Annotated in this window: 10 protein-coding genes; 4 read left to right on the forward strand and 6 right to left on the reverse strand. The window is 73.3% G+C overall.

The window, feature by feature from the left end; all coding sequences use genetic code 11:
• Window positions 1-124: 124 nt before the first annotated feature.
• Window positions 125-847, reverse strand: a complete 723-nt coding sequence (locus tag SXIN_RS02545) for a L,D-transpeptidase family protein (RefSeq protein ID WP_095756520.1) — start codon at window positions 845-847, stop codon at window positions 125-127.
• A gap of 101 nt (window positions 848-948) precedes the next feature.
• Here SXIN_RS02545 and SXIN_RS02550 point away from each other — a divergent pair, with 101 nt between their 5' ends.
• Both SXIN_RS02550 and SXIN_RS02555 read left to right on the forward strand, forming a co-directional pair.
• Window positions 949-2,811: an ABC transporter transmembrane domain-containing protein gene (locus tag SXIN_RS02550; RefSeq protein ID WP_019708067.1), complete on the forward strand. Its 1,863-nt coding sequence runs from the start codon at window positions 949-951 to the stop codon at window positions 2,809-2,811.
• On the forward strand, window positions 2,808-4,589 hold the full coding sequence (locus tag SXIN_RS02555; protein ID WP_019708066.1) for an ABC transporter ATP-binding protein: 1,782 nt from the start codon (window positions 2,808-2,810) through the stop codon (window positions 4,587-4,589). The genes SXIN_RS02550 and SXIN_RS02555 overlap by 4 nt, the downstream gene beginning before the upstream one ends.
• A 98-nt stretch (window positions 4,590-4,687) precedes the next feature.
• On the opposite strand, the gene SXIN_RS02560 is transcribed toward SXIN_RS02555, so the two are convergent.
• Window positions 4,688-5,479 (reverse strand): metal-dependent hydrolase, encoded by a 792-nt coding sequence (locus SXIN_RS02560; protein WP_019708065.1) that lies wholly within the window; start codon window positions 5,477-5,479, stop codon window positions 4,688-4,690.
• Between the two features lie 133 nt (window positions 5,480-5,612).
• On the opposite strand from SXIN_RS02560, the gene SXIN_RS02565 reads away from it, so the two are divergent.
• Window positions 5,613-8,138 (forward strand): DEAD/DEAH box helicase, encoded by a 2,526-nt coding sequence (locus SXIN_RS02565; RefSeq protein ID WP_019708064.1) that lies wholly within the window; start codon window positions 5,613-5,615, stop codon window positions 8,136-8,138.
• 204 nt (window positions 8,139-8,342) lie between these two features.
• A complete protein-coding gene (gene tesB / locus SXIN_RS02570; RefSeq protein ID WP_019708063.1) occupies window positions 8,343-9,257 on the forward strand; it encodes an acyl-CoA thioesterase II in 915 nt (304 codons plus the stop codon).
• A 28-nt stretch (window positions 9,258-9,285) separates the two neighbouring features.
• On the opposite strand, the gene SXIN_RS02575 is transcribed toward tesB, so the two are convergent.
• The 4 genes from SXIN_RS02575 to SXIN_RS02590 all read right to left on the reverse strand — a co-directional run bounded on the left by SXIN_RS02575 (window position 9,286) and on the right by SXIN_RS02590 (window position 12,745).
• Window positions 9,286-10,311, reverse strand: coding sequence for a DUF6397 family protein (locus SXIN_RS02575; RefSeq protein ID WP_095756521.1), 1,026 nt, complete (start codon window positions 10,309-10,311; stop codon window positions 9,286-9,288).
• A 151-nt stretch (window positions 10,312-10,462) separates the two neighbouring features.
• Window positions 10,463-10,897: a roadblock/LC7 domain-containing protein gene (locus SXIN_RS02580; RefSeq protein ID WP_019708061.1), complete on the reverse strand. Its 435-nt coding sequence runs from the start codon at window positions 10,895-10,897 to the stop codon at window positions 10,463-10,465.
• Window positions 10,898-11,114: 217 nt separating this feature from the next.
• The gene (locus tag SXIN_RS02585) at window positions 11,115-11,561 is read right to left on the reverse strand and encodes a roadblock/LC7 domain-containing protein (protein ID WP_095756522.1); all 447 of its coding nucleotides are present in this window, start codon (window positions 11,559-11,561) and stop codon (window positions 11,115-11,117) included.
• A 290-nt stretch (window positions 11,562-11,851) separates the two neighbouring features.
• Window positions 11,852-12,745 (reverse strand): oxygenase MpaB family protein, encoded by an 894-nt coding sequence (locus SXIN_RS02590; RefSeq protein WP_019711911.1) that lies wholly within the window; start codon window positions 12,743-12,745, stop codon window positions 11,852-11,854.
• Window positions 12,746-12,764 lie beyond the last annotated feature (19 nt).

Genomic DNA, 12,764 nt, shown 5'->3' on the forward strand with positions numbered 1-12,764 from the left:
GGGGCCTCCGCGGGTGGTCGGGCGGCGGGCCCGGAGCGGGCCCGGCGACGGCTTCCGGAGCCTAACCCGACGGCCGCGGGCGCGTCGGCGGGCTTCCTCCGGCCGCCGGCCGGGACCGCGCCCGTCAGCCCTTCAGGTAGTTCTTCTCCCCCATCACCACCACCGGATCCGCCTCCGGGTCGAGCGTGCGGAGCAGATACTCCATCCCGGTCTTCGGAAGGCTGACGCAGCCGGAGGTGCCGCTGCCGTGGTCCAGATGCAGCCAGATGTAGCCGCCCTTGTCCTCGCCCCGGGGGCGGTTCGGGTCGTTCGGAGGGGTGCCCTTCACCCGGTTGTAGTCGATGGCTATCACGTAGTCGAAGTCGTGCCAGTGCGTCTTCGCCCAGGAACGGGGAGCGGCGAAGGCCGCGGAGCGGGTGTACGGCAGTTTCGCGCCGGGGTCGGCCAGCACGCCTCCGGCGTCGGAGAGCGTGAACACCCCGGAGGGGCTGCGTTTGTCGCCCGCGCGGTGGTCCGGCGTCCAGCCGCGCTTGCCGTTGTGGGCCGGCCAGGCGCGGGCGCGGTTCCAGGTGTCCCCCTTCCGGGTGTACAGCACGGCCTCGGCGTCGGCGGAGTCCCGGCCCTCGCCGTAGACGACGACGGCCTGCCGGGAGTTCTCCGGGACCCGGGCGTGGAGCCGGTCGCCGACACCGGGGAGCCGGGTCGGGCCGGCCGCGGGTGAGGCGCCGCGATCGGGGCGCTCCGCGTCCGCGCCCGGGGCTCCGCCGCCCGCCGCGCCGCAGCCGGTGAGGAGGGCGGCGGCCGTCAGGGCCGCGGCCGTGGTCCGCTGGGTACCGGTGATGCGCATGGCTCCATCGTCCCACCCGCCGGAAAACCGGTTGAAGCCGAGCGGGCGCGAACGCGACTCTTGCCACGCCCCGCCCGCCGACCCCGAACCCCTGGGACGTCATGCAGATCCACGATCTTCCGTACACCGACCCGGGCTCCCCGGACGTACGGTCCGGCGGGCGCTTCCTGCTGTGGCTGGGCAGGCGGCAACTGGGCGGCCAGCTCAAGTCCCTGGGGTGGGGCACGCTCCACATGGCCGGGCTGGCCACGGTACCGCTGGTGGTGGGTGTCGCCGTGCAGGCCGTGGTGGACCGCTCCGGTGGGCGGCTGGCGCTGGCCGGCGGGCTGATCGCCCTGCTCGGCACGGTGATCGCGGTGGCTGACACCATGCTCCACCGCGCCGCCGTCACCAACTGGATCACCGCCGCCGCACGGGTGCAGCAGCTGCTCGCCCGCAAGACCGCCGAGATGGGCTCCACCCTGACCCGGAGGGTCGCGGCGGGCGAGATCACCGCGGTGTCGACCGGTGACGTGGAGAAGATCGGCTGGTTCGTGGAAGCCCTCTCCCGCTTCACCGCGGCCGCCGTCACGACGGTCGGCGTCTGCGCGGTTCTGCTCGTGGCCCAGCCGGCCCTGGGGGTGGTCGTGGCCGTGGGTGTACCGCTGCTCGTGCTGGCCGTGCTGCCGCTGCTGCCGCCCGCCACGCGCCGGGCCGACGCCCAGCGGGCGAAGGCGGGACGTGCCACGGAGCTGGCCTCGGACACGGTGGCCGGGCTGCGCGTGCTGCGCGGCATCGGCGGCGAGGAGCTGTTCCTGGACCGCTACCGGCGGGCCTCCCAGGAGGTGCGGAGCGCCGCGGTGCGCAGCGCCCGGATGTGGGCGCTGATCAGCGCGGTGCAGGTGCTTCTGCCGGGGCTGCTGCTGATCGCGGTGGTCTGGTACGGCGTCACGCTGGCCCGGGAGGGGCGGATCTCGCTCGGTGAACTGGTCGCCGTCTACGGCGCGGTGACCTTCCTGCTCTTTCCGCTCCGGCACTTCGAGGAGATCGCGATGGCGTACTCCTTCTCCAAGCCCTCGGCGAAGCGCGCCGCGCGCGTGCTGGCGCTGCGCCGGACCCGTCCGGCCGGCCCGGACACCGCGTCCGGTGGAGCGGACCCCGCCGGGGGCGTTGGGGGGCCGCTGACCGGCGATCTGTACGACCCGGTGAGCGGGCTGCACGCACCGGCCGGACTGCTGACCGTCGCCGTCTGCGGTGACCCGGACGTGGCGGGGCGGCTCGCCGACCGGCTCGGCGGGCACGCCCCGCAGCGGGAGGAGGAACCGGACCGGCCGTCCGTCCTGCTGGGCGGGGCCGCGCTCGACGAACTGCCGCTGGAGGAGGCCCGGACGGCCGTCCTCGTCCAGGACAAGGACCCGGTGCTGCTGTCCGGCACCCTCCGGGAACTCCTCGACGTTCCGTCGCGGGGAACGGTCACGGCGGCGGACGCCCTCGACGCCGCCCAGTGCGATGACGTCCTGGCCGCGCTCGCCCAGGGCACCGGCCCCGGTTCCGGTGACCCGCGGGAGGCGCGGATCACCGAACGCGGGCGTTCGCTCTCCGGCGGGCAGCGGCAGCGGCTGGCGCTGGCCCGTTCGCTGGTGACGGACCCGGAGGTCCTGGTACTGGACGAGCCGACGAGCGCCGTCGACTCGCACACCGAGGCGCGGATCGCCGACGGGCTGCGGAGGCTGCGCGCGGGCCGGACGACGGTGGTCCTGTCCTCCAGTCCGCTGCTGCTGGACCGGGCCGACCGGGTGGTGTTCCTGCCCGGCGGGGAGGCCGCCGCGGCCGGCACCCACCGCGAACTGCTGCGCACCCACCCCGGCTACCGCGCCGTCGTCACCCGCGGCGCGGAGGACGAACCGCCGCACGCGGCAGCGGCACACCACCGGAACGGCCCGGCGGCACGGACCGCCCGGACGGGCATCGAGGAGACGGCATGATCGGTGTGGCACCCCCGGCGTACGACCCGGCGGCACCCGAGTCGGCGACCACCCTGCCGGTCGGCTCCCCCGCGACCGTCCGCGGCTATGTGCGGGAGCTGCTGCGGCGGCACCGGCGGGCGTTCGCCCTGCTGGTGGCGGTCAACGCCGTCGCGGTGACCGCCTCCATGGTGGGCCCGTACCTGCTGGGCGGCCTGGTCGAGGATCTCGCCGCCGGTGCGGGGGCGACCGGTCTGCCGCGCGTCGTCGCGCTGTTCACGGTGGCGCTCGCCGTGCAGACCGTCTTCGTGCGGCTGGTGCGGCTGCGCGGCGCGGTCCTCGGTGAGCGGATGCTGGCCGATCTCCGCGAGGACTTCCTGGTCCGCTCGGTGGCGCTGCCCCCGGGCGTGCTGGAACGGGCCGGGACGGGTGATCTGCTCTCCCGCATCAGCACCGACATCGACCGCCTGGCCGAGGCCATGCGCGAGGCCGTGCCGCAGCTGTGCATCGGCGTGGTGTGGGCGGGGCTGCTGCTGACCGGTATGGCGGTGACAGCTCCCCCGCTGGCCCTGGCCGTTCTCGTGGCGCTGCCCGTTCTGCTCGCCGGCTGCCGCTGGTACTACCGCAGGGCCCCCGCCGCCTACCGTTCGGAGGCCGCCGGCTACGCGGCGGTGGCCGCCGTGCTCGCCGAGACCGTGGACGCGGGGCGGACCATCGAGGCGCACCGTCTGGGCGCCCGCCGGATCGCGCTCTCGGACCGGCGCATCCGGGAATGGACGGCATGGGAGCGGTACACGCTCTGGCTGCGGTCCGTGCTCTTTCCCGTGATCAACGCCTCGCACATGACGATCCTCGGGGCCGCGCTGATGATCGGCGGTGTCTGTGTCCTGAACGGCTGGATGACGGTCGGGGCCCTGACGACCGGGGCACTGCTCGCCCAGATGCTGACCGAACCCGTGGGCCTGATCCTGCGCTGGTACGACGAACTCCAGGTGGCACAGGTCTCCCTGGCCCGGCTGGTCGGCGTCCGGGAGATCGAGGAGGGCACCGGGGACGACCGGGTCGCCCCGGCCGGGAGGGAAGTCCGCGCCGACGGGGTCCGGTTCGGTTACCACGCGAACGGTGATGTGCTGCACGGGGTGTCCCTGGACATCCGCCCGGGGACCCGGCTCGCGCTCGTGGGGCCGTCCGGGGCCGGAAAGTCCACGCTCGGTCGGCTCCTCGCCGGGATCTACGCGCCCCGGACCGGCGCCGTCACGCTCGGCGGCGCCGAGCTGGCGCGGATGCCCGCCGAGCGGGTGCGGGCCCATGTGGCGCTGGTCAACCAGGAGCACCATGTGTTCGTGGGCTCGCTGCGGGACAATCTGCTGCTGGCCCGGACCGGGGCCGGCGACGCGGAGCTGTGGGCGGCTCTCGGCGCCGTGGACGCCGCGGACTGGGCGCGGGCCCTCGATGAGGGCCTGGACACCGAGGTCGGCTCGGGCGGGCTGACGCTGACCCCGGCGCAGGCACAGCAGATCGCCCTGGCGCGGCTGGTGCTGGCCGATCCGCACACCCTGGTGCTGGACGAGGCGACCTCGCTGCTGGACCCGCGGGCGGCGCGGCACCTGGAGCGCTCGCTGGCGCGGGTGCTGGACGGCCGCACGGTCGTGGCCATCGCGCACCGGCTGCACACGGCCCATGACGCCGATGTGATCGCGGTGGTGGAGGACGGCCGGATCACCGAGCTGGGCAGCCATGACGAACTGGTGGCCGCCGGCGGGCCGTACGCCGCCCTCTGGCGTTCCTGGCACGGCTGAGGATCTTCCGGCCCGCGGCGCCTCGGGCGCCGCGGGCCGGGGTCCCTCCGCGCGGGCCGGATCGCGCGAGGGTGCGGGCCGGGAGGGGGGAACGAACGTCAGATGACGCCGAGGGCTCCCAGCCCTCCGATGCCGCCGAGCAGCATGAAGACGGGCATCAGCACCTTGAGTTCGACCCAGCTCCCGGCCCGGAAACGCATCGCCTTCGGGGGGCCGACCGGATACCAGCGCTTGCTCCCGACCGGTATCGGCCACAGCACGGGGCAGCCGGAGACGGTGATCGCGTCGCCCGCGCAGTGCACCAGCGAGCCCAGGACGATCGGCAGGCCCAGCCACAGGTACTCCTGACCGGGTGCGGTGAACAGCCAGTCGGCGCCGTTGCCCGGCTGGTTCAGCACATCCGCCAGGATCCAGGCGCTGGTCGCCCCCAGCAGCCAGACGAGCACATCGCTGGAGACCCGGGCGGCCCGCCACAGCAGCCCCTCGACGGCGAGCACGAGGTGGACGAAGAGGATCGCCAGGACCGCCCAGCGGCCGCCGTTCATCGCCAGGACGGAGACCCCGGTCCCGACGAGCACGGCCCACAGCCAGGTGTGGGTCAGTGTGCGGTGTCCGCCGGTGCGCCGCGGGTCGCCCTGCTTCTTCGTCGCCTTGTAGACGGCGGAGGACAGCTTGTCGATGACCTCGCAGAGGGTCCGCGACACCGGCCCGAACGCCCGGGAGATGGTCGCCGACTTGTGGTCCAGGTCGGGGGCGAGGGCCGCGCCCGCGCAGATCAGCGCGCCGACGACCAGGACCGGCCATGGCATGGGCCGGTCCGCGGCCGCGGCGGCGGCGCCCACCCCCAGCCAGGCCGCGGCTCCGGACAGTGAGTGCGCCGGTCCCATCATCTGGTTGCCCGCCCCCCGTTTTCTCTTGTGCTCGTCTGTGGCCCCGCGCCGGTGCCGCGTTGACGCACCAGCCTAGCCGGAGTGATCTTCGAGTCTCCGGCCGGTTCCCCGATCCGGTGCCGGAGCAGGCAGTATGGAGGGTGTGACCACCCTTATCGATCATCTGCCGAGCGACGCCGATCCCGATGCCCTGTTCGAGTCCTTCTCGGCCTGGTCCGAAGAGCGGGGGATCTCCCTCTATCCCGCCCAGGAGGAGGCGCTGATCGAGGTGGTCTCCGGGGCGAACGTCATCCTGTCCACGCCGACCGGCTCGGGGAAGAGCCTGGTCGCCGCCGGCGCGCACTTCGCCGCGCTCGCCCGGGACGAGGTCACCTTCTACACCGCCCCGATCAAGGCGCTCGTCTCGGAGAAGTTCTTCGACCTGTGCAAGCTGTTCGGCACCGAGAACGTGGGCATGCTGACCGGCGACGCCTCGGTCAACGCCGACGCCCCCGTCATCTGCTGCACCGCCGAGGTGCTGGCCTCCATCGCGCTGCGCGACGGCAGGGACGCCGACATCGGCCAGGTGGTGATGGACGAGTTCCACTTCTACGCCGAGCCCGACCGCGGCTGGGCCTGGCAGATCCCGCTGCTGGAACTGCCCCAGGCGCAGTTCGTCCTGATGTCCGCGACCCTCGGCGACGTCTCGCGGTTCGAGGAGGACCTGACCCGGCGCACGGGCCGGCCCACCGCCGTCGTCCGGTCCGCGACCCGGCCCGTTCCGCTGTCGTACGAGTACCGCACGACCCCGCTGACGGAGACGCTCACCGAGCTGCTGGAAACCCATCAGGCGCCGGTGTACATCGTGCACTTCACCCAGGCGGCGGCGGTGGAGCGGGCCCAGGCGCTGATGAGCATCAACATGTGCTCGCGCGCCGAGAAGGACGAGATCGCCAAACTGATCGGCAATTTCCGGTTCACCACCCGCTTCGGCCGCAATCTCTCCCGCTACGTCCGGCACGGGATCGGGGTGCACCACGCCGGGATGCTGCCCAAGTACCGGCGCCTGGTGGAGCGGCTGGCCCAGGCCGGACTGCTCAAGGTCATCTGCGGCACGGACACCCTCGGCGTGGGCGTCAACGTGCCGATCCGCACGGTGCTGTTCACGGCCCTGACCAAGTACGACGGCCAGCGGGTGCGGACCCTGCGGGCGCGGGAGTTCCACCAGATCGCCGGCCGGGCCGGGCGGGCCGGTTTCGACACCGCCGGCTTCGTCGTCGCCCAGGCCCCCGAGCACGTCGTCGAGAACGAGAAGGCGCTCGCCAAGGCGGGTGACGATCCCAAGAAGCGCCGGAAGGTGGTCCGGAAGAAGGCTCCCGAGGGGTTCGTCTCCTGGGGGCAGAACACCTTCGAGAAGCTGATCGCCTCCGAACCGGAGCCGCTGACCTCGCGGTTCCGGGTCACCCACACCATGCTGCTGTCGGTGATCGCCCGGCCCGGCAACGCCTTCGAGGCCATGCGCCGGCTGCTGGAGGACAACCACGAACCGCGGAAGAACCAGCTGCGCCACATCCGCCGCGCCATCGCCATCTACCGCTCCCTGCTGGACGGTGGCGTCGTCGAGCGGCTCGACGAGCCCGACGAGCAGGGCCGGGTCGTCCGGCTGACCGTCGACCTCCAGCAGGACTTCGCGCTCAGCCAGCCCCTCTCCACCTTCGCGCTGGCCGCTTTCGACCTGCTCGACCCGGAATCCCCGTCCTACGCCCTGGACATGGTGTCGGTGGTGGAGTCGACACTCGACGACCCGCGGCAGATCCTCGCCGCCCAGCAGAACAAGGCCCGCGGCGAGGCCGTCCAGCAGATGAAGGCCGACGGGGTGGAGTACGAGGAGCGGATGGACCGGCTCCAGGACATCGGCTACCCCAAGCCGCTGGAAGAGGTGCTCTTCCACGCCTACAACGTCTACCGCAGGAGCCACCCCTGGGTGGGCGACCACCCGCTGTCGCCGAAGTCCGTCATCCGGGACATGTACGAACGGGCGATGACCTTCACGGAGTTCACCGCCTTCTACGAACTGGCCCGGACCGAGGGCATTGTGCTGCGCTACCTCGCGAGCGCGTACAAGGCGCTGGAGCACACCGTGCCGGACGACCTCAAGTCCGACGATTTCCAGGACCTCACCGCCTGGCTGGGCGAGATGGTCCGGCAGGTCGACTCCAGCCTCCTCGACGAGTGGGAGCAGCTGGCCAACCCCGAGGTGGAGACGGCGGAGGAGGCCCAGGAGCGGGCCGACCAGGTCAAGCCGGTCACCACCAATGCGCGCGCCTTCCGCGTCCTGGTCCGCAACGCGATGTTCCGGCGGGTGGAGCTCGCCGCGATCGAGAGGTACGCGGAGCTGGGCGAGCTGGACGCCGACTCCGGCTGGGACGCGGACGCCTGGGCCGACGCCATGGAGGCGTACTGGGACGAGTACGACGACCTGGGCACCGGCCCGGACGCGCGCGGCCCGAAACTGCTGCGCATCGAGGAGGACCCCGAGCACGGGCTGTGGAAGGTCCGGCAGACCTTCGCCGACCCGAACGGCGACCACGACTGGGGCATCAGCGCGGAGGTGGACCTCGCGGCCTCCGACGAGGAGGGCCGCGCGGTGGTCCGGCTCACGGACGTCGGCCAGTTGTGACTCCTCCCCGGGCGGCTTCCGCCCGGTCGGGGGGTGGGTCCGGGTGGTCATGTCCGTCCGTCCTCTCAGTGGGTGCCAGTGGGTGCCGGTGGGGTGCCGGTCTCCGGTGGGTGAAGGTGTGCGGGCCGGACGTTCCGCCGTGTGCGGGCGGGGCCGCCGGGCTGATCTAGCCTGAGGCGTCTTGGAACGATGCGAGGAGACATGATGGGCAACCCCGCCGAGGGCCTGGTGGCCCTGCTCGATCTGGAACCGATCGAGCAGAACATCTTCCGCGGCAGGAGCCCCGAGGAGTCACTGCAGCGCGTCTTCGGCGGGCAGGTCGCCGGCCAGGCCCTGGTGGCGGCCGGCCGCACCACCGAGGGGGACCGGCCCGTCCACTCCCTGCACGCCTATTTCCTCCGGCCGGGCCGGCCGGGCATCCCGATCGTCTATCAGGTGGAGCGGGTGCGCGACGGCCGGTCGTTCACCACGCGCCGGGTCGTGGCGGTGCAGCAGGGCCGCACCATCTTCCATCTGACGGCCTCCTTCCACCGGCCGGAGCCGGGAATCGAGCAGCAGTTGCCGATGCCCGAGGTGCCCGCGCCGGAGGACCTCCCCCGGCTCACCGACGAGATCCGGCGGCATCTCGGCCATCTGCCGGAGGCGCTGGAGCGGATGGCCCGGCGCCAGCCCTTCGACATCCGGTATGTGGAGCGGCTGCGGTGGAGCGCCGGGGACCTGACGGGAGCCGAACCGCGCAGCGCCGTCTGGATGCGGGCGGACGGCCCGCTCGGCGACGACCCGCTGACCCACACCTGCGCCCTCGCCTACGCCAGCGACATGACGCTCCTCGACGCCGTGCGCGTGCCCATCGAGCCGCTCTGGGGCTCGCGCGGTTTCGACATGGCCTCTCTCGACCACGCGATGTGGTTCCACCGGCCCTTCCGTACCGATGAGTGGTTTCTGTACCAGCAGGAGTCACCCATCGCGACGGGCGGCAGAGGGCTGGCCCGCGGCCAGATCTTCGACCGCGAGGGCCGGCTTCTCGTGTCCGTGATGCAGGAGGGGCTTTTCCGGCCCAAGGAGGACCGGGCGGCCCCGGACAGCCCCGCTCGGGACACCGGCCGCCCCGGGCGGTGACGGAAGGCGGCCGTCCCCTGGCCGGTGCTCAGCGTGAAGGCGAACGGTGCAGCCGGCGCCACAGCCCGCGCGGACCCGGCCTCCCGGGCGGCCCGCTCCGCTCCGCCCGCCCGGCGGGCCGCACCGGGGCGGAAGGCCGGGCGCGCCCCGGGCGCACAGCGGCCCCGGCGGCGGACTCCGCTCCCGGGCCGTGGCCGTCCCCGCCGGCCGGGGGTACGGGCTCCGGCGAGGGCGGCACCCTCCCGGACCGCCCGGCCTCCCCGGGGCGGGGTGCGGGGCGCTCCGCCCGCGCCTCGTCCAGACAGAGCGCCAGGCTGATCCGGTGCCAGAGGATCTCGTCCGGATCGTCCGCGGTGAGCAGCGGCTCCACCAGCGGCCGGGAGGACGGGGGCTCGCCCTTCGCGGGCAGCAGCGATGCCCGCAACCGGCGCAGATGGGCCCGCTCGTAGGGGTCGTCGACGACCTCCGCCAACTGGTCGGGTCCCAGCACGGCCGCGGCCACCGCCGCCCGTTCCCAGGCGTTCTCCGCTTCCCTCGCCAGTTGGGCGACGCGCCGGCTGCGCCAGTTGCGGGCCCGCCAGTCCTCACCGGCGTCCAGCAGCTTCCGGAGGCCCTGAGGGGTGCTGCCGGTGAGCAGAGCGGGCTCCCGCTCGGCGAACTTCCGCAGTTCCGCCACCGGGTAGAGCCAGACGAGGGCGCGGTAGCGGTTGACGTAGAACATGACGGGGCTGAAACAGCCCACCTTGGCCAGCCGCGTGAAGCGGGCCGGCCCGATGCCCAGGAGGGCGGCGCCCTCGGTCGCCGTCACGGAACGTACCCGCTCCCGCAGTGCGTCCGGGAAGCCTTCGGCCGACCGGAGTCGCTCCACCTCGGCCACCGGGACCCTGCGGCGCCCCTCCGGGCCGGCGACCGTCCGCACCTCACCGAGACGCACACCGAGCTCCAACTCGCCCGGTTTCAGCCCGAGCCGGGCCGCCGCGCCGCGGAGAGCGAGCGCTCCTCGCGCGCCGCTCCGCCCCACCGGCCGCCGCCCGTCCTTCACCTGCGCTGCCATGGCTCTCCCCGTTCCGGTCCGCCACCACTTCACCACTGACGGTGACGACCGTAGCGCGGGACACGGACAGGCCGCTCGGCCTGTGGATAACTCCGCGCGGAGCCGCCGCCCCGAGGCCGCGGCCGGCGGGAACCGTCCGGTGGGACCCCGGTCAGCGGAACCCGAATCCGTCCACCTCGCCCGCCCCGTCCGGCCTCCCGCGCTCGCGCGCCCCGACTCCCAGGTGCTCGCCCACCCGGTTGACCAACAGGGTCATCTCGTAGGCGACTTGGCCGACATCGGCCTCGGCGGCGGTGAGTACGCACAGACAGCTTCCGTCGCCGGCCGCCGTCACGAACAGCACGCCGTCATCGAACTCGACCATGGTCTGGCGGACCCGGCCGGCCGCGAAGTGGTGGGCGGACCCCTTGGCGAGACTGTGCAGTCCGGAGCAGACGGCGGCCAGGTGCTCGGCGTCCTCACGGCCCAGTTCCTCGCTCGCGGCCGTCACCAGGCCGTCGTTGGACAGGATCAACCCGTGCCGGACATAGGCCAGTCGCTTCGTCAGGTCGTTCAGCAGCCAGTCGAGCCCCTTGCCGAGCGCCATTCCTGCCTCCCCGTCGGCGATTCGCCTCGATTGCCGCCAGCCTGTCCCACCGCGGCCCCGGGGGCAAGACAGCCCCCGGCCACCGGCCGCACGATGTGTGCCCTTCACGGTGGAACCGGGAGACATCGAACGCGAGTTCGCGGACGCCGAGAACCCGCACCACGGGCGGCACCGGCGGCCCGCCCCCGCGGTCGACGGGGCGCCGGGGCCGGCGAGGTCAGCCCGCGGCGCCCGGCGGCGCCGGGGACGAGGACGGCACCGCCCGGCGGACACCGCTCAGACGGCCCGCCAGCCGGTCCATCTCGGCGGTCACCACACCCGGATCGGCCTCCCCCGCACCCAGCACGGCGAGACAGCTGTCCCGGCCCGCGGCGGCGACGAACAGCCGTCCCCCGGCGTCCAGTTCCACCAGGGTGCGGCGCCCGCTGCCCGCGCCGAGACGGCGCCCGGCGTCGGTGGCCACGCGGTGGAACCCGGAAGCCACGGAGGCGAGATGACGGGCGTCCGCCCGGCTGAGGCCCCGCGAGGATCCGGCCACCACTCCCCCGGTGGACAGCAGAACCGCGTGCCGCACTCCGGGCACCTCGTCGACCAGTTCGTCCAGCAGTCCGTCGAGGCCGCCACCGGGGCGGATACCGGCACCGTTCCAGTCGGCGTCGCCCATGCCCGTTCTCCTCACTCCCCCGGCAGCACGGCCCGCGCGGCGGAAGCGCCCGCACGGCCCTGCTGCTCGTGTTCCATGAGTCCGGAACGCTAGTGCGGGACGCCGGCGGCACTCCGGACGAACTCCGGAACTCGGCAGCATCTGACCGCTCTGCCTTCAGAAGCGACCGGAAGGTGCCGATACCTGCCCGTCAGCCCGCTTTCCCTCCCAGAAGGCACGAGACGGCGGTATATGACCAGGACGGCAGTACGGAAAACCGGGAAACCCCGGGACCCCCGCGCACACCGGCCTCAGGACGGCCCGCCGTCGGCATGCGGGACGGGGCAGCCGGCGGACCCGGCAACCGGGAACGTGCCCAGCTCGGCCAGGCGGTAGCCGTCGCGATACCCCTTGATCTGCGGATTCTGCCGCGCGTAGTGCGGCTTGCCGCGCGGTGGCAGCAGCCGTACGGCGCGGCCGCGGAGCCGCAGCGCGCCGCGTACGGCGGCCCGGACGGCCGGCTTCGGCGGGGCGTAGCGGAAGGCGCGCAGCAGGGAGTCGTCCAGCAGTGCCATGCTCGCTCCGCGCGCGAGCGGTGCGAGGGGAGCCGGATACCAGGAGGCCATCAGGTCGAGCGTCGCGTCGGAGACCCGCCGCGCGCCCTCGTCCCAGGCGAAGTGCGCCGCCTCGTAGGAGTCGAGACAGCGCTCGAAGTCGGCATAGGTCTCCGGGATGTCCTGAATGCCCATGTGGCGGCCGAGCGTGCGGTAGTAGGCGACCAGGGCGCGGAGTTCGTGTTCCGTGAGCCGCCGCCAGCCGTAGGCGTCGATCCAGCGTTTCGGCACGACGACGAAGGTGCTCAGCACGTAGCGCATGTCGTCGTTGCCGATGTCGTAGCTGCGGTGCATCCGGTTGATGCGGCGGAGCGCCGTCCGGCCGTCCTCGCTGTCGAATCCGTGCTCCATCACCGCGTCCAGCAGCAGTGCGGTGTCGTCGTACCGCTTCTGCGGGCGGCCGGTGAACTCCCCGGTGCGCGCGAGCAAGCCGCCGATGCGCGGCACCGCGTAGGTGCGGTAGAGGGCCAGTTCCAGGGCGCGGGTGATGTCCCAGGGGAACTCGTACGCGGCCATGAGCCGGTAGATCCGCAGGAAGTCCCGCTCCGGATCCAGTCGCAGGATCTCCCTCAGCCGGTCGTAGCGCTTCACGCCGTCCGTCCCCCTCCGC

The sequence above is a fragment of the Streptomyces xinghaiensis S187 genome (assembly GCF_000220705.2).
GTDB lineage: Bacteria > Actinomycetota > Actinomycetes > Streptomycetales > Streptomycetaceae > Streptomyces > Streptomyces xinghaiensis.

Bases quoted from the DNA above. Each gene is read 5' to 3' on its own strand.
- SXIN_RS02545 (WP_095756520.1), bottom strand. From the start codon at position 847: ATGCGCATCACCGGTACCCAGCGGACCACGGCCGCGGCCCTGACGGCC.
- SXIN_RS02550 (WP_019708067.1), top strand. From the start codon at position 949: ATGCAGATCCACGATCTTCCGTACACCGACCCGGGCTCCCCGGACGTA.
- SXIN_RS02555 (WP_019708066.1), top strand. From the start codon at position 2,808: ATGATCGGTGTGGCACCCCCGGCGTACGACCCGGCGGCACCCGAGTCG.
- SXIN_RS02560 (WP_019708065.1), bottom strand. From the start codon at position 5,479: ATGATGGGACCGGCGCACTCACTGTCCGGAGCCGCGGCCTGGCTGGGG.
- SXIN_RS02565 (WP_019708064.1), top strand. From the start codon at position 5,613: ATGGAGGGTGTGACCACCCTTATCGATCATCTGCCGAGCGACGCCGAT.
- tesB (WP_019708063.1), top strand. From the start codon at position 8,343: ATGGGCAACCCCGCCGAGGGCCTGGTGGCCCTGCTCGATCTGGAACCG.
- SXIN_RS02575 (WP_095756521.1), bottom strand. From the start codon at position 10,311: ATGGCAGCGCAGGTGAAGGACGGGCGGCGGCCGGTGGGGCGGAGCGGC.
- SXIN_RS02580 (WP_019708061.1), bottom strand. From the start codon at position 10,897: ATGGCGCTCGGCAAGGGGCTCGACTGGCTGCTGAACGACCTGACGAAG.
- SXIN_RS02585 (WP_095756522.1), bottom strand. From the start codon at position 11,561: ATGGGCGACGCCGACTGGAACGGTGCCGGTATCCGCCCCGGTGGCGGC.